Annotated in this window: 21 protein-coding genes; 5 read left to right on the forward strand and 16 right to left on the reverse strand. The window is 53.4% G+C overall.

What is annotated here, in order from left to right; translation table 11 throughout:
* Positions 1-79: 79 nt before the first annotated feature.
* On the forward strand, positions 80-298 hold the full coding sequence (locus QEH53_RS06350) for a hypothetical protein (RefSeq protein WP_309022310.1): 219 nt from the start codon (positions 80-82) through the stop codon (positions 296-298).
* Entirely contained in the window at positions 285-1,469 is a 1,185-nt protein-coding gene (locus tag QEH53_RS06355) for a hypothetical protein (protein ID WP_309022311.1), read from the forward strand. Before QEH53_RS06350 ends, QEH53_RS06355 begins: the two co-directional genes overlap by 14 nt.
* Positions 1,470-1,493: 24 nt before the next feature.
* Here QEH53_RS06355 and QEH53_RS06360 read toward each other — a convergent pair whose 3' ends face one another.
* The 6 genes from QEH53_RS06360 to QEH53_RS06385 form a co-directional block, all read right to left on the reverse strand.
* Positions 1,494-2,327: an HAD-IIB family hydrolase gene (locus tag QEH53_RS06360; RefSeq protein WP_309022312.1), complete on the reverse strand. Its 834-nt coding sequence runs from the start codon at positions 2,325-2,327 to the stop codon at positions 1,494-1,496.
* Positions 2,328-2,368: 41 nt separating this feature from the next.
* Positions 2,369-3,571 carry a mannosyl-3-phosphoglycerate synthase gene (mpgS, locus tag QEH53_RS06365; RefSeq protein WP_309022313.1) on the reverse strand — a complete coding sequence of 401 codons (1,203 nt, stop codon included), beginning with the start codon at positions 3,569-3,571 and terminating at the stop codon, positions 2,369-2,371.
* A gap of 153 nt (positions 3,572-3,724) precedes the next feature.
* Complete coding sequence (locus tag QEH53_RS06370) at positions 3,725-4,150, reverse strand: GNAT family N-acetyltransferase (protein ID WP_309022314.1); 426 nt, start codon at positions 4,148-4,150, stop codon at positions 3,725-3,727.
* 2 nt (positions 4,151-4,152) lie between these two features.
* A complete protein-coding gene (locus QEH53_RS06375; RefSeq protein ID WP_345785702.1) occupies positions 4,153-4,821 on the reverse strand; it encodes an alpha/beta fold hydrolase in 669 nt (222 codons plus the stop codon).
* Positions 4,822-4,823: 2 nt separating this feature from the next.
* Positions 4,824-6,026 (reverse strand): hypothetical protein, encoded by a 1,203-nt coding sequence (locus tag QEH53_RS06380; RefSeq protein ID WP_309022316.1) that lies wholly within the window; start codon positions 6,024-6,026, stop codon positions 4,824-4,826.
* A gap of 11 nt (positions 6,027-6,037) precedes the next feature.
* The gene (locus QEH53_RS06385; RefSeq protein ID WP_309022317.1) at positions 6,038-6,613 is read right to left on the reverse strand and encodes a Maf family protein; all 576 of its coding nucleotides are present in this window, start codon (positions 6,611-6,613) and stop codon (positions 6,038-6,040) included.
* A gap of 142 nt (positions 6,614-6,755) precedes the next feature.
* Between QEH53_RS06385 and coaD the strand changes: the two genes are divergently transcribed.
* The 3 genes from coaD to QEH53_RS06400 all read left to right on the forward strand — a co-directional run bounded on the left by coaD (position 6,756) and on the right by QEH53_RS06400 (position 9,165).
* A complete protein-coding gene (gene coaD, locus QEH53_RS06390; protein ID WP_309022318.1) occupies positions 6,756-7,235 on the forward strand; it encodes a pantetheine-phosphate adenylyltransferase in 480 nt (159 codons plus the stop codon).
* A 38-nt stretch (positions 7,236-7,273) separates the two neighbouring features.
* On the forward strand, positions 7,274-8,428 hold the full coding sequence (locus QEH53_RS06395) for an iron-containing alcohol dehydrogenase (protein ID WP_309022319.1): 1,155 nt from the start codon (positions 7,274-7,276) through the stop codon (positions 8,426-8,428).
* A 230-nt stretch (positions 8,429-8,658) separates the two neighbouring features.
* Positions 8,659-9,165, forward strand: coding sequence for a response regulator (locus QEH53_RS06400; RefSeq protein WP_309022320.1), 507 nt, complete (start codon positions 8,659-8,661; stop codon positions 9,163-9,165).
* Here QEH53_RS06400 and QEH53_RS06405 read toward each other — a convergent pair.
* The 10 genes from QEH53_RS06405 to lysS form a co-directional block, all read right to left on the reverse strand.
* Entirely contained in the window at positions 9,162-10,238 is a 1,077-nt protein-coding gene (locus QEH53_RS06405) for a DNA replication and repair protein RecF (RefSeq protein WP_309022321.1), read from the reverse strand. The genes QEH53_RS06400 and QEH53_RS06405 overlap by 4 nt on opposite strands.
* Positions 10,239-10,247: 9 nt before the next feature.
* Complete coding sequence (locus QEH53_RS06410; RefSeq protein WP_309022322.1) at positions 10,248-10,943, reverse strand: 7-carboxy-7-deazaguanine synthase QueE; 696 nt, start codon at positions 10,941-10,943, stop codon at positions 10,248-10,250.
* 13 nt (positions 10,944-10,956) lie between these two features.
* Positions 10,957-11,406, reverse strand: coding sequence for a 6-carboxytetrahydropterin synthase (locus QEH53_RS06415; protein WP_309022323.1), 450 nt, complete (start codon positions 11,404-11,406; stop codon positions 10,957-10,959).
* A 50-nt stretch (positions 11,407-11,456) separates the two neighbouring features.
* Positions 11,457-12,188, reverse strand: a complete 732-nt coding sequence (gene queC, locus QEH53_RS06420; RefSeq protein WP_309022324.1) for a 7-cyano-7-deazaguanine synthase QueC — start codon at positions 12,186-12,188, stop codon at positions 11,457-11,459.
* A 62-nt stretch (positions 12,189-12,250) separates the two neighbouring features.
* The gene (gene lepB, locus QEH53_RS06425) at positions 12,251-12,952 is read right to left on the reverse strand and encodes a signal peptidase I (RefSeq protein WP_309022325.1); all 702 of its coding nucleotides are present in this window, start codon (positions 12,950-12,952) and stop codon (positions 12,251-12,253) included.
* 164 nt (positions 12,953-13,116) lie between these two features.
* Positions 13,117-14,289, reverse strand: coding sequence for a lipid-A-disaccharide synthase (gene lpxB, locus QEH53_RS06430; protein WP_309022326.1), 1,173 nt, complete (start codon positions 14,287-14,289; stop codon positions 13,117-13,119).
* A gap of 18 nt (positions 14,290-14,307) precedes the next feature.
* Entirely contained in the window at positions 14,308-15,240 is a 933-nt protein-coding gene (locus tag QEH53_RS06435; protein ID WP_309022327.1) for a Gfo/Idh/MocA family oxidoreductase, read from the reverse strand.
* Positions 15,241-15,266: 26 nt separating this feature from the next.
* Positions 15,267-15,944 carry an ABC transporter ATP-binding protein gene (locus tag QEH53_RS06440; protein ID WP_309022328.1) on the reverse strand — a complete coding sequence of 226 codons (678 nt, stop codon included), beginning with the start codon at positions 15,942-15,944 and terminating at the stop codon, positions 15,267-15,269.
* Entirely contained in the window at positions 15,937-17,166 is a 1,230-nt protein-coding gene (locus QEH53_RS06445; protein WP_309022329.1) for an ABC transporter permease, read from the reverse strand. Before QEH53_RS06445 ends, QEH53_RS06440 begins: the two co-directional genes overlap by 8 nt.
* Before the next feature lie 119 nt (positions 17,167-17,285).
* Positions 17,286-18,752 carry a lysine--tRNA ligase gene (lysS, locus tag QEH53_RS06450; protein WP_309022330.1) on the reverse strand — a complete coding sequence of 489 codons (1,467 nt, stop codon included), beginning with the start codon at positions 18,750-18,752 and terminating at the stop codon, positions 17,286-17,288.
* Positions 18,753-18,822: the final 70 nt, after the last annotated feature.

An 18,822-nucleotide genomic window follows, 5' to 3' on the forward strand; every position in this document is an offset into this window, starting at 1 on the left:
CTGTCTCATTTATGGCCAACTATAATTAGATTTTCTACTTTACTTTTAGCGGTGGATTAGCTACTTTGCCGAAGTAGCCATGAAGACGAAACAAGCAGCCAGAGAACTGCTGTTTTTCGTGGCGGCTCTTGCCCTCTCGGCCTGTAGCGACCAAAGACAAGAACCGGCCCCTAAAACGGCGGAAACCGATGAAGTAACCAGCGTCGACGAAGCTAAGTCTCGCTTTCTCAAGGGAATCGAGTGGAGCGGTCGTCCGGGGGGCGCAAGCCACGCTGGTCGAGGAATTGCTAAAGCGTAACGACTCCCTCGGTGAGCTTCGCGGAAACAACATGTACCACCCTAATCAATACGAGTGGCTTGCGTTCATTGATTACGAACCAGGCGCTTATTTCCGGCACCCGACCGCCTACGCTCTTCTCACCTACGAAAAGCCGGAGATCACTATCTACAGTCGATCAAACGTCCCCGTTCTCAACTACGATACTATTTGGCCAAGTACAACCGCGCTTCTAGCAGACGACAACGTCTTCTTCGACAGGTCTTGGACGCAGCGGACACCTCAACGCGACTCCGAATCGATCCTCGCCCACACTGCACTTGATTGGCCGCCACGTATGGTCGCCGACCGTTGCACAAACGAGAAGCGAGCCTACGCCTTGCTAATCCACAACCTCGAAGACCTAAACCAAAGCGCGGAAACGAAGGGCAACCTCGAGTCGATGGCGGCAGCTCTGACAGCTAATGGATACAATGTTCAAGAGTTTGTATTCGATCCAGCCACCGGAGAGAAGCGTCCCTATCTCGACCTCTCTTCTCCCAAAGGGACAGGCATTTATCAGTTGATCAACTACATCAACATCCATGTCGATTTCAACGACTGCTGCGAAGAAATTATTGTCTACCTAACCGGTGAAACCTCGATCGCTAAAACAGCTTACCGCGAAGAAGTCTCGCTAGATATTCCCTTCGCTTACGCTGGAAAGGATCGAAGCCGAAAGCCTGAGCTCAAATTCTATCCGGAAGACTTAGCGGCGATTTTCGACGAACTTAAGACCTGTCACTTGAACTTCATAATCGACACCAACAATGCTGAAGGATTTTCAGGCGACTTGCTCCGCATACCAAATACGGAAAGCGTTCTCAGCGCGTGTCAAAATAACGAATACACCTACTCGAGCGCTGTCGAAACCTTAGGCGACGGCACCTTCGAAGATGCATACGGTATCGAACAAGGGGAAAAAGGAAGCGAGTTCACAAGCAGTGTTGTGAAGGCGCTAATCGAAGCCGCCAAAAACCGGTCGACGGATACCCACCCTGAAACTGCAGCAAGCCTCGCGAAAGCCGCCTTCGAATCGGTCAAGCTTTTCGACATCAGCTATCATGGCGGTAAGACGAACCCCAGCCTACGAGGTCGCACCATGGACTCAGGCTGCCCGTGCGGAGTAGACAAGCAACTTACCCGCTACTAGAGAAAATCCGAACTAGGTAACGCTTTAAACCTCAGCTGGTGTCTCGCCGAGAAGCTGCTTAGCGACCTTGATCCAGCCACGTGGACCCACCCCATTTACTCGTTCAATACGACGGCCGGAAATTCCAGCCCAAGAGCCATTTGGACGTTTAACCAAATGCGGCCAATCTACGTTTTCCAAAAGTTCTTGGTCGTTCTCGCTATCACCCAGTCCGAAAGAAACGAGCGTTTCGTCAGACTGGGCCTTCCACAATTCCATGAACTTGCGTATAGCTGCACCCTTATCGGCTAAGCTATCGATCACTGTGTGGAATCGACCTCCGGGAAGGCACTTCAAACCTTCGTAATCAAAAGATGAATCCAAACTTTCCCATACATCGATCGGTAGCTTCGCTGAGAGTGTTTCGCTATACTCGCGTTCTTGAGCGCGACGTGCTGATCCGACGTCCAATCCCGTGATACTCGCCACATCCTCGGTCATCATTCGACTGAAGCCGTGCAGGGACTCGCCAAACTTCGATTCCACCCGAGCGAGTCGTAGTCGAATCTCGGCGGCAGGTTTTCCAAGTTCAACCCGTTGCCAACCGTTCACCATCCGCACCGGCGTGATCGCCTCGTTCCAAAACCCCGGTGGAGCAACGATCGCGCTGCCGTTCTCCACAATGCATGGCATCTCTATGCCGAGTTCCTCTTGCAGCACCCGTTGCTCCTCGAACGTTTTCGAGGAGCAGAAAACGACAAGGTAACCGAGCTCGATGAGCTGTAGTACATAAGGTCGTGCCAGCTCGCTAGAATAGTCGTTGAAGTCGATCAACGTACCATCTAAATCTGTGAAAATTGCTATCTTTCTAGAATCCATGAATGGGGGTGCAGGGGATGAGTGCAGCGACGGGTGGTGGCTTACACGAGGGACAATGACTCGGATTCGTTGCTGAAGGCTGCCTCGCAGTGCTCCAAGAAAGTATCCAAATTTAGGTTACTCAAATTACTGTAGATACGAACTGGAGCGATTCCTTCCGGCTTATCGAGCTTCAACCGGACCGCGCGCTCCTCGGCGATCTCTCGTTTAAGGAGCTCCGGACAAAGCGGGGAGTTGTAGATCACGGATAAAGACGCATCGATCATATCCTCGACGTGCTCGTCACCCTTCGACTCGTGCAAGTGCGGATTACGTGACTCGATCTGGCAGATCGTGACTTTGTCCCGAAGTGCAATCGCATCATTCGGCGGAAGGATGCCTCCCCAACTTTCAATGATATTCACGTAATGGTGCGTTTCGACCGCATAACCAGAAGCGTATTCGAGGTTTAGGGCTAGGTCAACTGTGAGGGCATGCTCACCAGCATTTCCGGTCTTAACGACCTCTGTTTCGTATCCGCTAAAGTGTGACAGCAAGAGATTCAATGTCTTGTTAGAATGGACCGAACTCCGACCCCACTTCGCGAAGAAGAGCGAGTTTTCCATGACCTTCGGCTTAGAATTCCAAGAAATGCGAACAAAGGTGCTGTCGGTATCGAACATTTCGAAGCCGGCTGCGTACTCCTGAACGTATTCGTGCACCGCGCCTGGAAAGTAGTTATCGCTGTCCACGAAGCCGATGTACTTGTTGTTCAACCAGCGGGCGAGCAAAGTTCCCATAATCATGCCCTCGGCCTTACCAGAGCGTACGAGCCCATCCTCGCCGAGCAGCTCGCCGTAGCCGGCCACCTCTATCGCCTTCGCGATGCCAGCGTCTTTTTGGTGAACGACTAAAACCTTTTTGTTAGTGAACTTGCAGAAATTTGTAATCGCTTCCTTTTCGATATGGAAGCGATCTACGGGGCCTCTCGGACTGTTCGAAACTACGATGATTTGGCAGGGATGTGGGATGCCAACTAGAACACCTTCGATGAGCTTTAGGCGTTCGTTTTTCACGGGCACTACGATCGCCATATTCTTCTGTCGTTCGTAAAGTGCCTCGGATGGAATACTTCGGATTACGTTGTTGTGTGTCGTATCCACTTGGCCTGAGTTTCCCCCGCTATCGAGTTCGTAAACTTTCTGTAGGCCGTATATTTGTACCGCTCCAAGGCGATCGCAGTCTCTAGGTATTTCAATCTTCATAGTATCAGCTCTCGGTTCGTGCTCTAATCTGAGCAATTTGTCTTGCCTGAGCTTTTAAGCATGGTCGATGCCAACTCTATCCTGAAAACGATTCTACCGCGCCTTTGTATTGAACATTTACGTTACAAGATCCCGGGCCGCTGCTCGCCGCTACTACGTCGTAAAAACCATTTCGATGTGTGGAATCCCGGCCTCCTCGTAGATCCCGCCGTGCTTCGAAAATCCAAGACGCTCATAGAAAGCGGATGCTTGAGTTTGGGAGGATAGGATGAATCTTGCCATCCCGGCTGTCTCCCCCATCCGCATCAGCTCGTGCATCAGAAGCATCCCGACACCATTGCCGCGAAACGCCTCCAAGACAGCTACCCGTCCAATATGCCCGTTCGGCAATAGACGCCCCGTTCCCACCGCTCGCCCACCCCAGTAGGCGAGCACATGACGCGAACGTTCATCCCACTCGTCCATTTCCATTTCAGCCGGCACTCTTTGCTCTTCGACAAAGACCTCGAAACGCACCGCTCTGATTTCCGGTTGGGACTTGGAGAAGTCGACCTCCATAACTTTTGCTGCGGGATCCATTACTATTCACGAAGAAATCCTCCAGTCTGCAAAAATGCCAGCGCGTTTGCCTGTACAACCTTATTTCTCATGATGAAGGAATGCGAAATCGGTACTTGGAGAAACGCACTTTGCCCTTCGAGTCGAGCGTGAGAGACGGCGACCTTTCCGTCGTCGGGACCTGGAATCATTAGCGATAGTATCACGTTGATGCTGCGAGTACCCGCGATGACGCCTACTTCGAAATCTACAGGACCAAGCAACACCGGCGCCGCGTTCGACCCCGTGCCAAGTTCGCAGCCTGCAGGCCCGTTGAGCCATCGAAAGAAAAACCAGCTCCCTAGCCTGTCCACGACATGGCTGCCTTTGCTTGGTGGCGCTAGCATCACACAGCGACCGAGATTGGCGATTCGGTCGCTTCGCAGAATCTGCCGCAAAAGAATACCGCCCATAGAATGGGTGACGAAATGAAGTCGATCGAAACGCTTGGCTACTCCTTCCAGTTTCGCTCGCACCAATTCCGCTAGCTGGGAAACGGGCATACGGCGCGACGGGTAACCTATATTCTCTACCGCGTATCCACTTTTCTCGAACAGCGGTCGCATTGTTTCCATCGACCGAGCCGTGCGGCAAAGCCCATGCAAAAGCACGACACATTCACCACTGACATTATCCGACTCCCTCGCCGGCACCTCTAGTAGTAGTGGAAGTTGAAAGTCACGTCTTCCTCGTCGCCGAATAAATCGACTAGCCCCTCCGGCCATGGACCAAAAGGGACGCTACGCTCTATCGCTTGGCGACACATATAGATGCCTATGGCACGAGAAGTCGTACCTTCCAAAATCTCAATGTCGGTCACAAAGCCCTCCTTGTTCAGCATGAAGCGAATCTTGACCACGCTTTGACGCTCTTCCGCGGAACTTCTCTGCACCAAGTCGTCCCAGTTCAGTTTAACGGTCTCGATCAAGCGCTCCATGTATTCTCCAAACTTGCTTGCCTTAGCATCGACCGACAGCTTTCCCACGGTGGAAACTCCAAGCGTCGAGTTCCGGGTGGGAGCCGACGGCAAACGAGGTAATTGCGGACGGGCTCTCGGCGAGGGTATACCATCTTCCGACTCTAGTCCTTCCACTGGCATACGGGCTACGCTGGCGGAAACTGCGGGACTATCCTCGACGGTTTTCTCATCCTCGCCATCCTCTTCCTCTCCTTCCACTAAATCCGTAACATTGGTAGGAGCCTCTTCCAACTTCGAGTAATCGTAGTCGGCTATCCCCGACTCATCCTCTCGTTCTTCCTGCGAACCGAAAAGTGGGACTTCGTTTCGCTGGGCTACCGAACTGTCTTCAACCGCTTGCAATAATGGTTGGTTGGGAGAAGGCGGTTGGGCCTGCTGCTGTTGAGCCTCCTGCGCAGCTTGCTCGGAGGGATCTGGAGACGGCGGTGGAGCGAGCAAAGGTTCGTCCAAGCTTCCCGTGATTGTCTGATCCGTCTCGACGTTGTCATCGCTTTCCACCGCGGGTCGATTTTCAGGATCGATCTCATCCGGCAGTTCCTCGTTCGCCGCCTGTTGATCCCTAGCCGCGAACCGGTTCGTCTCGTCCGGCTCGTTTTCCGCCACATCGGGATTGGTCTCCGTGTAGACCTGCTCCTCCTCTTCCTCCTCGGGCTGAGCCAGCTCGATGCTGAATTCCCGATAAGGATCCTCCGACTCGACGGGTTGAGTCTTCAGCAACCCTAGCGACAACATGTAAAACAGCCAAATGTGGGCCAGTACCGTCCCCAGGACACCGACCAAAACTTGGTCGCGAGAGTAGGTCCGCCGACGCTTAACCTTCCGTTTGAGCGGGTGCACAAAGGTATCGGTATCTTTGTCTGGCGGGGTAGACACAGGCATTTAAACTACAATCAAAGCAAGTTGTGACGCTCCAACAGAGCCTTTGTTTCATCCAATGGCAAACCCATGATGTTCGAGTGCGAGCCTACGAAAGAGTCGATGATCAAACCCGTACCCTCCTGGATGCCATAGGCCCCTGCCTTATCCAATGGATTTACCATAGAAAAGTATTCGTCGATGATCGCATCGTCCAAAGGCTTGAAGGTCACCTCGCTGCGGGCGCCATCGACGACTTCAACCTTCTTCTCCCGACAGATGAGAGCGAAGCCGGTATACACGATGTGGGTGCGACCTCCGAGTTTCTTCAGCATGCGACGCGCGTCGTCGAGATCCTCTGGTTTGACTAAGACCCTGCCGTCAATGTGCACTGTAGTATCGGACCCCAAAACGAAACGGCTGGGGTGCTGGTCCGCGATAAACGCGGCCTTCAGCTGGGCGTTGTGGCGGACCATCCCTTCCGGATCGCCATGCCCTTCCTCGAATTCCTCCACATCGGCGGGCATCACCTCGAACGTGGCTCCGATACGATCTAGCAGATCGCGGCGACGCGGCGACTGGGACGCCAAAATAAACTTAGGCAAACTCATGGACTCGCTTCTCTGAGGATGGCCCCTATCCCGCAACTCCAAACCCACGCTCCGACTCATTTGCCCAATCGAAACTGGCCCCCGACATTCCGTCATTGCCAAAAACTCCTCAGTTCCGCAACGTCCTCGTTTTTATCGGCTTATGAAGATTGGCATCTATCCCGGCACCTTCGACCCTATCACCCACGGACACTTGGACGTGCTGCAGCGCGCCTGCCGACTTTTTGACAATGTCATCGTCGCAGTGGCCGAAAACGCTGGCAAAGGCCCATTCTTCTCGACCGAAGAGCGCATGAAGCTCGTAGAAGAAAACCTGACGAACATCCCTAATACCACCGTCATGACCTTCAGCGGTCTCCTAGTCGATCTGGCCAAACAAGAAGGAGCCATCGCCCTCATTCGCGGACTGCGGGCAGTATCCGATTTTGAATACGAATTCCAAATGGCCCTGATGAACCGACACCTCGCATCGGAGATCGAAACCATCCTCCTCATGACGAAAGAAGGCTATAACTACACGAGCTCAAGCCTCGTGAAGCAAGTGGCCCAATTCGGAGCCGACATTTCCAAATTCGTGCCGGCTAACGTGAACGCTGCCCTAAGAGCCAAGCTCGGCTCCTAGGCCGTTTTACTAACGCCCACATCTCACTGAGTCTTTGCATGTCCTTCTCCTTTGCCACATCCAATAACATCCAATTCGGCGAAGGCATCGCAAAAACGATACCCAGCTTGCTCGACGGATCGCTATCGCCGCTGTTCGTCCTCACCGGAAGCGACTCAAAGCGATACGCCCAGCTCATCGGCCTCCTCACGCAAAGCGGTTTCGAAGTATTCATCCACCCCATCGCAGGCGAACCCGACGTCAAATCCGTCACGATCGCCAGCGACTCCGCTCGCGAAGCTAGCGCCAAATGCGTAATCGCCATCGGCGGTGGCAGCGTTCTCGACACGGGCAAAGCGGTAGCCGCCCTTGTAACCAACGAAGGGCAACTGATCGACTACCTAGAAGGTGTTGGGAAAGGCAAAACGCTCTCCGAGAAATCCCTACCCTTCATGGCAGTGCCTACCACCGCTGGCACCGGAGCGGAAGTCACCCGCAATAGCGTCATCGGTGTTCCGAAGGCGGGCGTCAAAGTCAGCCTGCGCAGTGCCTCCATGCTTCCGACCTGGGCCGTCGTCGATCCGGAGCTGACCTATAAGTTGCCGCCCGAAATAGCCGCTTACACAGGAATGGACGCACTGATCCAATGCCTCGAAGCTTACCTATCCAAATTTTCCAATCCGCTTACTGACGGAATCGCTCGCGAGGGCCTTCGTCTCGCTGCCCGATCCATCAGATCCGCCTGCAAAGAAGAACTGGATACGGAGGCCAAAAGCGATCTCTGCGCTGCCAGCCTTTGCGGCGGCATCGCCTTGGCCAATGCCAAGCTCGGCTCGATCCATGGATTCGCCGGTCCTCTAGGCGGCATGATCCCTGCCCCACACGGAGCCATTTGTGCGAGCCTGCTCATTTCGTGTTTCTCCGCCAACCTACGTGCCTTTGACACGCGCGACAAAGATAACCCAAGCCGTGCTAAGATGGACGATGTGGCAACCCTTTTGACGGGCAACCCACAGGCCAAAGCTTCCTATGCTCTCGCCTGGTTTGAATCCCTTTGCAACGACCTGCCCCTCAAGTCTCTGGGCGAACTGGGCCTCGAACATTCCCAGATCGAAGAGGCTGCCCGCAAATCAGCCAAGTCGAGCAGCATGAAAGGCAACCCCATCGAGCTTACCAAGTTCGAGCTGGTGGAGATCCTCGAAGCCGCTCTCTGAGGCAACCTCGCGACATTTGTTAGGCTATCGCTCGGGAAAGCGAGCGAATGGATTTACGCCATTACGCAGCGGTATTCCCTCTCGTGAAGGCGTGCCAGATGAGCAAAAACGCCCGTCTTGTAAAAGCCCGGTCAAAACTCGCAATTGCTATTCGTCCCTCAAATTACGGTCCGATTTATTTATGTGAGTCCCCCTCGTGTCACCCCTCCCGTTATCTCCCCAATAGTACAATGAAAAGCCTCCACGACCTAACGAGCCTACGCTACCGCAACGTCTTGATAATAGACGATGAGCCGGCAATTCACCAAATGTTCAGCACTTGCCTACAACCGGATAGCGACCAAGAGGAGACATCTCTTTCGACCGCTGGAGAACAAATGGTGGATATCAAAAAGAGGATCTACAACTTTATCGTACATTCCGCGTTATCGGGAGAGGAGGCCCTCGAGCTTTGCAAAACGCAGCGCAAGTACAATGCTCCTATTCAAATGGCATTCGTAGATATGAGAATGAAGGGATGGAATGGCGTAGAGACGATCAAGCAACTCCTAGATTTCGATCATCGAATGAATTTCGTAATCATGACCGGATTCCCCGATGACACGAGAGACAAGGTTGAGGAACACCTAGGTGCCGCTCCACTCCAGATATTCGCCAAGCCCACCAATCTCGAACAAATTTATGATGCGGCGTATTCTCTCACAAGCCGCTGGAACAGGCTCCACGGCGATAACTAAGCCAGCCCGAAAGAGCCATCTTCTACATGGTAGACCAACCAATCGCTACCGCTTGAGCAATTCGGCAATTCAGTTCCCGTAGCGATTAATTGGATACCTTCGTCTAGGGCGTTCCAAAAACGCTCGCGCCGCTCGGGATCGAGCTCACCCAGGACATCGTCGATTAGCAGCACTGGGCATACCCCAAAACACTCTCGCCAGTAAGCTATCGTAGCAAATGCTAACGACAATGCGATGCTTCGCTGCTGCCCGTCTGAGGCAAAGTCGGCTGCAGGTCGACCGTTGAGCGTCAACTCGAAATCGTCGCGATGGGGACCCTTGCTAGTGCTGTGCAGGATCTCGTCGCGTCTTCGGTTTTTCTCTAGCAAATCCCAATAAGCATTCTCATTATCTGGAGAAGCGTTCGGTTTGTAGCTTACCCCGATTTCCTCCGACGATCCGGAAAGTGTTTCGTAGAAGCGACTAGCCATTCCGCCCAGTTCCCCGATGACCTGCTCCCGCTTACGAATAACTTCTAGGCAAGGCTGCACCATCTGAGATTCGAAAGGTTTCATCAAGTTCGAGGCGGCCCCTTTCTTCAGCAGCGCATTGCGTTCTTGGATACACTTCTGGTAACGCTGAAGGGCGACATAATAGTCTCGGTCGATGCCGCACAAAAAGGTGTCGATGAAGCGGCGCCTCCCACCTGGAGATCCTCGCACAATGCTTAAGTCCTCCGAAGAAAGTGTCACCGCAGGAAAGCGTCCCACGAATTCCGACGCGCGACGCACCGCCTCGCGGTCGAGGTAAACCTCCTTGCCTTTTTTCTTGATCCGAACGCGGGCTTCTACTTCGTCAAATTTTTCGTGCTCGATTTCGTAGAGTATTTCCGACTGAGGAGACTCCGGACCCAGTAAGGTCTCGTTTTCCCGGGCTCGAAATGCCCTCAGGGATGTGACGTAACCCATCGCCTCAAGCAGGTTAGTCTTCCCCTGGCCATTTCGACCGAGAAAGAAAACGCGATCCGCACTTACATCCAAGCGAGCGAACTTGATGTTCCGATAATTGGATACAGCTATGGTCTTGAAACGCATCGCGAAGCGTTAATGGCCCTTAGCTTCGTCGCCGCCCAGAGGAGCGGACGCTCGGGAATTCGGATCCAGCAGATCCGCGCGATAGAGTTTATGCATCTGGTAGCCCGCCCGAAAAGGGTCCCCTCGCTCTTTCACACAGCGTGTGATCGACTCTAGCACCTCAGCATTTTCGTGCTGCGACCACTCTGGGTGCAGCCAAACGGGTCTCGCTTCACTGAAGCTTGAGCCGATGGTAGAAATCCATTTATCGATCGACTCCCCATTTTCCACGATGAGCTTGAATTCTGAGGCAAGTGGCAGGTTATCCATCAAAGGCAACTTCTGCCATTTGGGGCTGAGCGTTATCCAATCGAAATCGCCCCGAATCGCGAATCCGCCGCTCGTCTCCAAATGCCTGGCTATCCCTCGCTCCTTCAACGCCGCAGCAAGCCCGCTCAAGTCATGGATCGCTGGCTCGCCTCCCGTCACAACCGCAAACTTCGCACCGCTCTCAAGGGCTGCGTCCGCTAGAGCCTCTGGTGTAAAGCGATCAACATTTTTCGGAACATAGTCCGGGTGCCAAGTCCCTGCCGAGTCACACCAAGGGCAGTGCACCGGACAGCCAAAAAGCCGGATAAAATATGCGGAGCGCCCCAAATGCATGCCTTCACCCTGCCACGAGTGAAAGCGTTCGTGCACTGGCAAAGTATTCAATCGCTCTCCCATATCCAAATTTAAACTACGATCTTACTGGCTCGTAGGTCGCGCTGTTCTTGGCGTCCTCTATCACCTCTACCGAAGTCAGAAAAGCTCGCCCGTTTGTCATTTCACCCACCTTAGGATCCATCACTTCGAAGAGGTGTCGAGCGATCCCTTCGCTGGAACACAAATCTACAATATACGGTTGATAAACACGGCAACCGCTCTGTTCGTTGATCGCTAGAATATCCTGCAGCAACGGATCGTCGTGATTGAAAACGCAAGCGTGGTCTAGGTTTTCTTCGATCCAAGCCTTGATCGGCTTGAGCTTGCCAAAGTCCACTACAAAACCGCACTCATCCAATGCTTCGCACCCGAAGGTGAAGGTGAAGCTCCAGTTGTGACCGTGGATCTGCGCGCAATGCCCATCGTGCCGATGCTGCCGGTGAGCGAACGGAATATCCGCATAAGTCTTCTTGCAGGTAAACATAGTTATCGAAAGGCTACCACCACCCAACAGTCAGTACCTAGCAAACCTAATTACAGTTTCCAGCCTGATTTCACGAGATCGCCCACCGAGGGCGCCGTTTCCAGATACTCAGTACGATCCTCGACACCCGCGAGGTGAAAAGCTTCTCGGCGCTCGACACAGGTTCCGCAGCGACCGCAATGCGCTGCACCGCCCTTGTAGCAAGACCAGGTCTTTTCCAGCCCAGCTCCTAGCCGTTCCCCCATCGCCGCAATCTCCGCCTTGTTCGAGCGAACGAACGGGCGGTAGAGAAATACCTCGCTCCAATCGCAAAGGCGGATGGCTGCATCCAAGGCTGTGGCGAACGCTTCCCGGCAATCTGGATAGACGGCGTGATCGCCTCCATGGGCTGCGTAAGCCACCGCCTCGGCCTCGAGCGAAATCGCCCACGATGTAGCGGTCGCCAAGAGAATCATGTTTCGGTTCGGTACCACGGTGGACCTCATCTGGTCTTCCTCGTAATGCCCCTCTGGAACCTCTTCTGTCGCGTTGGTCAAGCTGCTCTTCCCAAAAATGTCCTGTAGCCCGCTCAGATCCGCGACCTTATGCGGGATCCCCAATTCCCGGCAATAGCTCGCCGCCACTTCCAGCTCTTTAGAGTGCTTCTGCCCGTAGTTCACGCTGAGCGCGCCTTTGATCTCAATCCCGAGCTCCCGCATGCGGTAGAGCATCACCGTCGAGTCCATCCCCCCTGAGTAAACTGCAACCGCTGAACGCGGCAAAGAGTCTTCATTCAAAACCATGCCGCTCACTAATCGCACCGTCTTCTGCGAGTCAAGACCCTGCCATCAATGGGCCTACAACCTCAGTCCAGCCTGCTGAAGAAACGGCCCAGACGCGGCTGATAACTGTCAAGAATGTTGAATGAGACAATCACTCGCGTTGCTTCGCCTATAACTTGCTCGCGGTCAGCAAACCCAAAGTACCGCGAGTCCTGGCTTACATCCCGATTGTCTCCCATCACGAAGTATTTGCTTTCCGGTACCTGGACTGGACCGAAGCTTCGCCGTGGAGTAGCAATTGCAGGGATCGCCATTACCGCATGCTCACGGCTCCCCACTGTCTCCCTTGCGAAAACCGATCGCGCCTTCAAATCTGGTTCCAGTCCCGCAATCGCGTTATCCGGCAAGAGGTCGTACTTGAGTCGCTTTCCATTCAGGAAGAGAATATTGTTCTTCATCTCCAAGGTATCACCCGGCACCCCGATCACTCGCTTCACCAAACGAATACCGTCGTCCGGCGAAAACAAGACCACGATATCACCAGCCTGCGGATCGCTCCATCGACTCACCCTTTTCCATGTCAGCGGCACTCTAAGGTCGTAGGCCGCCTTGTTCACGAAAACAAGATCCCCCTCGAGTATCGTTGGGTTCATCGAGCTACTCGGAACCCAATTCCAGTCGGCGAAGCTCGACTTGACGGGGACGACGACAAAGACGATTACGAATAGGCTCAGACGCCATTCGAGCCATTGGCGTCTCCAAAACTTACCATTGAAAAAGCGCATTAGAATTGTGGTTGAGTTCAAGAAATTGATCCCACAGCACGCCTCTCGATACCCATCCGAGGGAAAGAGAGCGCGAAGCAGGATGTTTCCCATGCCTACCCCAACTTCGCTCAACGGTTACGGCTGAAACGAAGAAAAACTCCGCGAAACGCTCCGCAAAAAATCTATTTATCGACGTACTCCAACAACCAATCGGCTACGCCACCTGAACTCGGTTTATCCAAAAGCTCCCTCAACTCAGCTGCCCAGTTTCGGGTTTGCTTGATGCGATCCACATTTTCAATACAGTCAGATATCTCCGCTGCTAAGCGCTTTCTGGTAGCAGCTCCTTGAATGTATTCAGGATAAAGAGGCTTATCGAGTAATACATTAGCAATTCCGATGTAGGGAATCTTCACCAGCATCCGTCCCATGACGTAAGTCAAAGGATGAGTCCGGTACGCCACTGCACCGGGTATATTCGCCAAAGCGCAATTTAAAGACATGGTGCCTGAGCTCGTCAAAACCGCACGTGCCCCCAGAGAATCGGTGTTCGGTCTTAGTTCGATCCGCTCCGCCACGTCCGGAAATTTCCCCAAAATGCTCTGCAGCAGCTCCTTCAAGTCCTCTGAAGCGTAGATGCAAACGGCCTTCAGCTTTGACTTGCTCTTCAAGCACTCGCTAAACGCTGAGAACAAAACCGGAGCGATGCGCCCAATGGCTGCCCGGCGACTTCCAGGTAGGAGTAAGATCGGACCACTTGGATCATAGTTGACTGGCAGGTCATAGTCGCTCGACAGGAAGGGATGTCCCACGAAGCGAGTTTCGAGCTGTGTCCCTTCAAAAACGTCGACCTCGAACGGGAAGATAACCGCTAACGAGTCGAGAATCTTCGCCATCTCAAACTTACGCTTTTCTTTCCACGCCCAAACCTGCGGGCTAATGTAATAGAGCAGTCTTGTCGCGCCCCCAGAGCGGGAAGATATGCCCTCTTCCGACAATCGCTTTGCAATGCGTAAGTTCATGCCAGGATAGTCCACGAACACGACTGCCTTGGGGCGATGTTCCTTGATCCATCCGACGATCTCATCGAAAAGTCGCTTTAGCTCCCTGTAATTTTTTAGAACCTCAACGAATCCAACAACTGAATACTGAGTGAGGTCGAAGAGCAATTGAGCTCCAGCTGCTTGCAAGTGTCGACCGCCCACCGCGCACACTTTCAGATCTCCATTCTTTTCCCGAGCAGCTTTGATCATGCGAGCTGCATGCTCATCGCCGGAGTGTTCACCAGCAATGACCAGCACATCGACTGGACTGTCTGTTGGCCTAGGAAAAGAAAAATCTAGAGCGGCTGTCATGTATACATCTTACTGCTACTACATCGCCGCACGTTCGCGGATCTGTTTAGTGATCGTGATGGCCAACTCCAAGGCAGTCTTGCCAAGCTCGCCGCCGACTTTTGGCTGTTTTCGCTCATTGACGCTCTCCACGAAGCTGGCGAGCTCGAGTTTGAGAGGTTCTCCTTTTTCGATGGGAACTTCCGAAGTCTTCATCTCTCCGCCTTCGATGTTCACCACATGACCGGCTTGATTCATGAAATCGAGCGAAAGGTAACCAGTCGGCTGAAAAACGCGGATCTCGCGCAGCTTCTTGCTACTCACGCGGCTTGTATTCAAATTTGCGACACAACCATTCTCGAACTCAATACGAGCATTCGCGATGTCTTCGGTTGGAGAAAGAGCGCTTACGCCCACGCTCTGCACAAGCTTGACCGGCGACTTTACCAACTGCAGCACGATTCCAATGTCGTGGATCATGAGGTCCAAAGTCACACCCACCTCCGTTCCCCGTGGCTGAAATGGGGCCAAGCGATCTGCGGTGATAAACTTAGGCGCGGAAACAGCATCCTCTAGGAAACTCATAACTGGATTGAAATGCTCGATGTGACCGACCTGCACCAGCAAGTTCGCGGCCTTAGCCTTCTCGAGGATATCAGCCGCCTCTTCTAAGCTTTGGCAAATCGGCTTTTCGATTAGCAAGTGACAGCCACAGTCGAGCAACGGCAACGCCACCTCATGATGCTTGTCAGTGGGAACCACGATGCTAACGGCATCGCAAACCGCACCTAACTCCTTGATCGATGAATATACGGGGCAACCGAACTTCTCCGAGATCTCTGCCGCCCGCTCGGCATTGGTTTCGAATATCCCAGCGAGCTCTACGTTCTCAAGCTCGTTGTAGATACGTGCATGGTGCTGACCGAGGTAGCCTACGCCGGCTACGCCACATTTTAGTTTCGATTCGCTCATGGTGACAGAGTTTAGTGGGAATACTGTTAGTGGATTGCTCCTTGGGATAAAGTAAGTTGGCGATCTGCGAGAGCCGCGTGTTCCGGATTGTGTGTGACCAGCACGAGTGAAGTCCCGAACTCTCGGCAAAGTCCACGCAGTTGATCCATCACACGGTTTCCGGTGGACTCATCAAGGTTGCCCGTAGGCTCGTCAGCGAGGATAACCGCCGGGTTCGTGATCAAGGCTCGCGCGATGGCCACTCGCTGTCGTTCGCCTCCCGAAAGGGTATTTGGCATTTGGTGACAGCGATCGCCAAGACCCACCTTTGCTAACATAGCTTTTGCCTCGTCAACCTGCGACTTACCAACGCGCCCGTCTACGATGCGGCGAGCCATGAGTACGTTTTGCAACGAATCAATCTCTGGGACGAGGTAGTACGATTGAAATACTATACCGAGATACCGGCCTCGCTTGACCGCCAGAGCGTTCCGGCCAAGGCTCTCAATTCGATCGCCTCCCCATTGTACGTATCCAGTATCTGGTGACTCTATCCCTGCCAGCACATTGAGCAATGTAGTTTTTCCACATCCAGACTCGCCTTGGATACTGACAAATTCTCCTCTACCTACCGAAAGCTCCACTGAGCTTAACACCTCCAGTGTCGCTTCGCCAGTCACGTAAGACTTGGCGACTCCGCTTGCAGCGATAGCTAACTCACTCACTTCGCAGAGCCTCCACCGGTTTTAGCAAGCCAGCCTTAATCGAAGGCACGAGCCCTGCCAGCGTCGCTATCGAAATGCTCAAAACGGCAATAACGATTAAGTCGACAGGCTTATAGTGCACCGGCAGTTCCGAGAAAAAATAGAACTGCATGGTCTGCTCTTTTCCGCCGATCACGCTGAATATTGCATCGATGATCGTTTCACGGGCACTGAGCAGAGCGAAGCTGAGTGCGAAACCGATCGCGGTTCCCACTACTCCAACCGAAAAGCCCTGCAGGCAAAAACAAGCGATGATTTGCTGACTGGTCGCGCCCATCGAAGTGAACAGACCGATCTCGCGCGTCTTCTTTACCACAGAAGTAAAGAGGGACGTCGCGATCGAAAAAGATGCCACCAGTACGATGATCAGCAGGATAAAAAACATCATGCGCTTCTCGAACTCGATGATGGCAAGATAGTCCGCGTTGCTTTCTAGCCAGGTTGAAACGCGAAATGGGGGCTCAAACTTGCCCTGCAGTTCGCGGGCAGCGAAATCGGCGTCTACGCCGGGCTTCAGCTTCACCTTTATGGCGTGTACGCCGTCTCCTAGTCCATAAAGGTCCTGCATGGTGCGCAGCGTCGTGATCACGGTATTCTCGTCGATCTTGGTAAATCCGGTTTCAAAGACGGCTGCCACTCGCATCAAACGTGGCAGCAACACCTCATCTTGCTTGAGACGCTCGATCATGAGCGGCGTATAAATGTCTACCTCGTCTCCCACGCGGATACGAAGCGTGTTGGCGATACCAGAGCTGATGAGCACGGAATCGTCGTCCAATTCATCGAGATTTCCATAGCGGATGTAATCGTCCAACGGTACGATCTTACGCTCTCGGTCCACTTCGATACCTTGCACTTGGGGAAAAATCGGTCGATTCCCTGCTTGTAGCATTACCATACCGAACGTCGAGGGAGCTGCCGAATCCACAAGTGGCGACTCTGTGAGCAAATCGATCTTGTCTTCGTAGTCCTCAAAGATGCGGCCGTTCATGACCTTCAAGTCGCCCGTGGTGTCGGCAACCACTTCGCGGATGGCATGGCCGAATCCGTTAAAAACGCTCAACACCACGACCAACGCCAAGGTTCCCAGCACAACACCCGTGACCGACATGATCGTGAAAAACGGCAAACGCTTCCCCTTCGGAAAGGTGTGGCGAATCGCGATGTAAAGGTACCAAGGCATTGGGTTCCAAGAATTAGTAAGCGGCTGACGGAAGCAAGCCCGTTAAGTGCTCAAAAAAAGCAGGACGGTTCCGAAGAGGCCGTCCTGCTGTAAATTTCATTCGCGTATCCGCGTCGCCCTTACGAGCGAAGCTGCGGGTAGAGAATCACGTCCCGAATGTTTTCCGCTTCGGTAAGCAAGATAACAATGCGGTCGATTCCCATACCTAAGCCTCCAGCGGGAGGCATGCCGTACTCGAGCGTTTCGAGGAAGTCCTCGTCCATATCCTGAGTCTCTTCGCCAGCCTGTTTCTCGAACATCTCGCGCTGTACGTCCGGGTCGTTTTGCTCGGAATAGGCAGGTGCGATTTCCATGCCGCCGATGCAGAGCTCAAAAACGTCGATCGTCGAATCGTCGCCCTTTGTGATCTTGGCGAGTGGACAAAGCTCCTTGGGCAGATGAGTGACAAAAGTCGGCTGGATGAGGTAGGGCTCGATCAACTTGCCGAAGACTTCGTTGGAGACTTCATAGTCTTCCCAGTCTGCCTGGCAATCGAGGCCGAGCTCCTTGGTTTTCGCCAGCTTATCTTCCTTGCTCTTGGAGAACCAGTCCGGATCGCCCACCTTTTCGCATACGAGATCCTTGTACTTGGCCTCACGCCATTCGCCCATGAAATCGATAACTTCACCGTCGGGCATCTTGATTTCCTTGCCGCCGAGCACGTCGGTCACGAGGTGACGGATCAAGCCTTGGATCAGCTCCATCATACCGCGGTAGTCCGAATACGCTTGGTAAACCTCGAGCATCGTAAATTCCGGATTGTGGCGACGGGAGATACCCTCGTTGCGGAAGTTGCGCCCGATTTCGAAAACACGGTCGAAGCCCCCGACCAAGAGGCGCTTGAGATAGAGTTCAAGCGAGATTCGCATGAAAAAGTCGCGGTCGAGGGTATTGTGATGGGTCACAAACGGCTTAGCTGCGGCGCCACCGGCGATGGTCTGGAAGACCGGTGTCTCGACCTCGAGGAAGGAACGCTCCTCAAGGTAGCGACGGATGCCGCTTACGAGGCGACTTCTATTAAAGAAGCGCTCGCGGGATTCCTTGTTCATGATCAGGTCCAGGTGACGCTGACGGTACTTTTGCTCCGTGTCTGTGAGACCGTGAAACTTTTCCGGCAGTGGACGCAGAGACTTCGACACCAGAGCGTACTTGGAAGCGCGAATGCTGATTTCGCCGGTCTTGGTCTGAAAAAGCTGTCCCTCCACACCAATGATGTCGCCAAGGTCGAGCTTCTTAAAATCCGCATACTCGTCGGCCCCAATTCCATCGAGTCGAACGTAGAGCTGTATGATACCTGCTTGATCCTGGATCTTGACGAACTGCGCCTTACCCATTTTGCGGATAACGATGAGGCGCCCCGCGACGCTGACAGTGGGCTGATCCTCCGGCTCCGCACCTTCGACAAATGCAGCCACTGCCTCCGACGAGAAGTGAGTCGGCTGAAAATCGGTGCGAAATGGGTCCACGCCCTTTTCGCGCAGGTCCGCAAGCTTTTGGCGGCGAACAGCCAATTGATCGTGGGAAATGTCAGACAGGTTTGAACTCATAATCGTAAAGGAGAGGATTAGGCGACTCGCCGCTAAAAGATCAAAGCCTTTCTCCAAACCGCCTAAATAA

The sequence above is a fragment of the Pelagicoccus sp. SDUM812002 genome (assembly GCF_031127835.1).
GTDB lineage: Bacteria > Verrucomicrobiota > Verrucomicrobiia > Opitutales > Opitutaceae > Pelagicoccus.

What these genes read in the sequence shown, in the direction of transcription:
- QEH53_RS06350 (WP_309022310.1), top strand. Translation starts at nt 80, where the DNA reads ATGAAGACGAAACAAGCAGCCAGAGAACTGCTGTTTTTCGTGGCGGCT.
- QEH53_RS06360 (WP_309022312.1), bottom strand. Translation starts at nt 2,327, where the DNA reads ATGGATTCTAGAAAGATAGCAATTTTCACAGATTTAGATGGTACGTTG.
- mpgS (WP_309022313.1), bottom strand. Translation starts at nt 3,571, where the DNA reads ATGAAGATTGAAATACCTAGAGACTGCGATCGCCTTGGAGCGGTACAA.
- QEH53_RS06370 (WP_309022314.1), bottom strand. Translation starts at nt 4,150, where the DNA reads ATGGATCCCGCAGCAAAAGTTATGGAGGTCGACTTCTCCAAGTCCCAA.
- QEH53_RS06380 (WP_309022316.1), bottom strand. Translation starts at nt 6,026, where the DNA reads ATGCCTGTGTCTACCCCGCCAGACAAAGATACCGATACCTTTGTGCAC.
- QEH53_RS06385 (WP_309022317.1), bottom strand. Translation starts at nt 6,613, where the DNA reads ATGAGTTTGCCTAAGTTTATTTTGGCGTCCCAGTCGCCGCGTCGCCGC.
- coaD (WP_309022318.1), top strand. Translation starts at nt 6,756, where the DNA reads ATGAAGATTGGCATCTATCCCGGCACCTTCGACCCTATCACCCACGGA.
- QEH53_RS06395 (WP_309022319.1), top strand. Translation starts at nt 7,274, where the DNA reads ATGTCCTTCTCCTTTGCCACATCCAATAACATCCAATTCGGCGAAGGC.
- QEH53_RS06400 (WP_309022320.1), top strand. Translation starts at nt 8,659, where the DNA reads ATGAAAAGCCTCCACGACCTAACGAGCCTACGCTACCGCAACGTCTTG.
- QEH53_RS06405 (WP_309022321.1), bottom strand. Translation starts at nt 10,238, where the DNA reads ATGCGTTTCAAGACCATAGCTGTATCCAATTATCGGAACATCAAGTTC.
- QEH53_RS06410 (WP_309022322.1), bottom strand. Translation starts at nt 10,943, where the DNA reads ATGGGAGAGCGATTGAATACTTTGCCAGTGCACGAACGCTTTCACTCG.
- QEH53_RS06415 (WP_309022323.1), bottom strand. Translation starts at nt 11,406, where the DNA reads ATGTTTACCTGCAAGAAGACTTATGCGGATATTCCGTTCGCTCACCGG.
- queC (WP_309022324.1), bottom strand. Translation starts at nt 12,188, where the DNA reads ATGGTTTTGAATGAAGACTCTTTGCCGCGTTCAGCGGTTGCAGTTTAC.
- lepB (WP_309022325.1), bottom strand. Translation starts at nt 12,952, where the DNA reads ATGCGCTTTTTCAATGGTAAGTTTTGGAGACGCCAATGGCTCGAATGG.
- lpxB (WP_309022326.1), bottom strand. Translation starts at nt 14,289, where the DNA reads ATGACAGCCGCTCTAGATTTTTCTTTTCCTAGGCCAACAGACAGTCCA.
- QEH53_RS06435 (WP_309022327.1), bottom strand. Translation starts at nt 15,240, where the DNA reads ATGAGCGAATCGAAACTAAAATGTGGCGTAGCCGGCGTAGGCTACCTC.
- QEH53_RS06445 (WP_309022329.1), bottom strand. Translation starts at nt 17,166, where the DNA reads ATGCCTTGGTACCTTTACATCGCGATTCGCCACACCTTTCCGAAGGGG.
- lysS (WP_309022330.1), bottom strand. Translation starts at nt 18,752, where the DNA reads ATGAGTTCAAACCTGTCTGACATTTCCCACGATCAATTGGCTGTTCGC.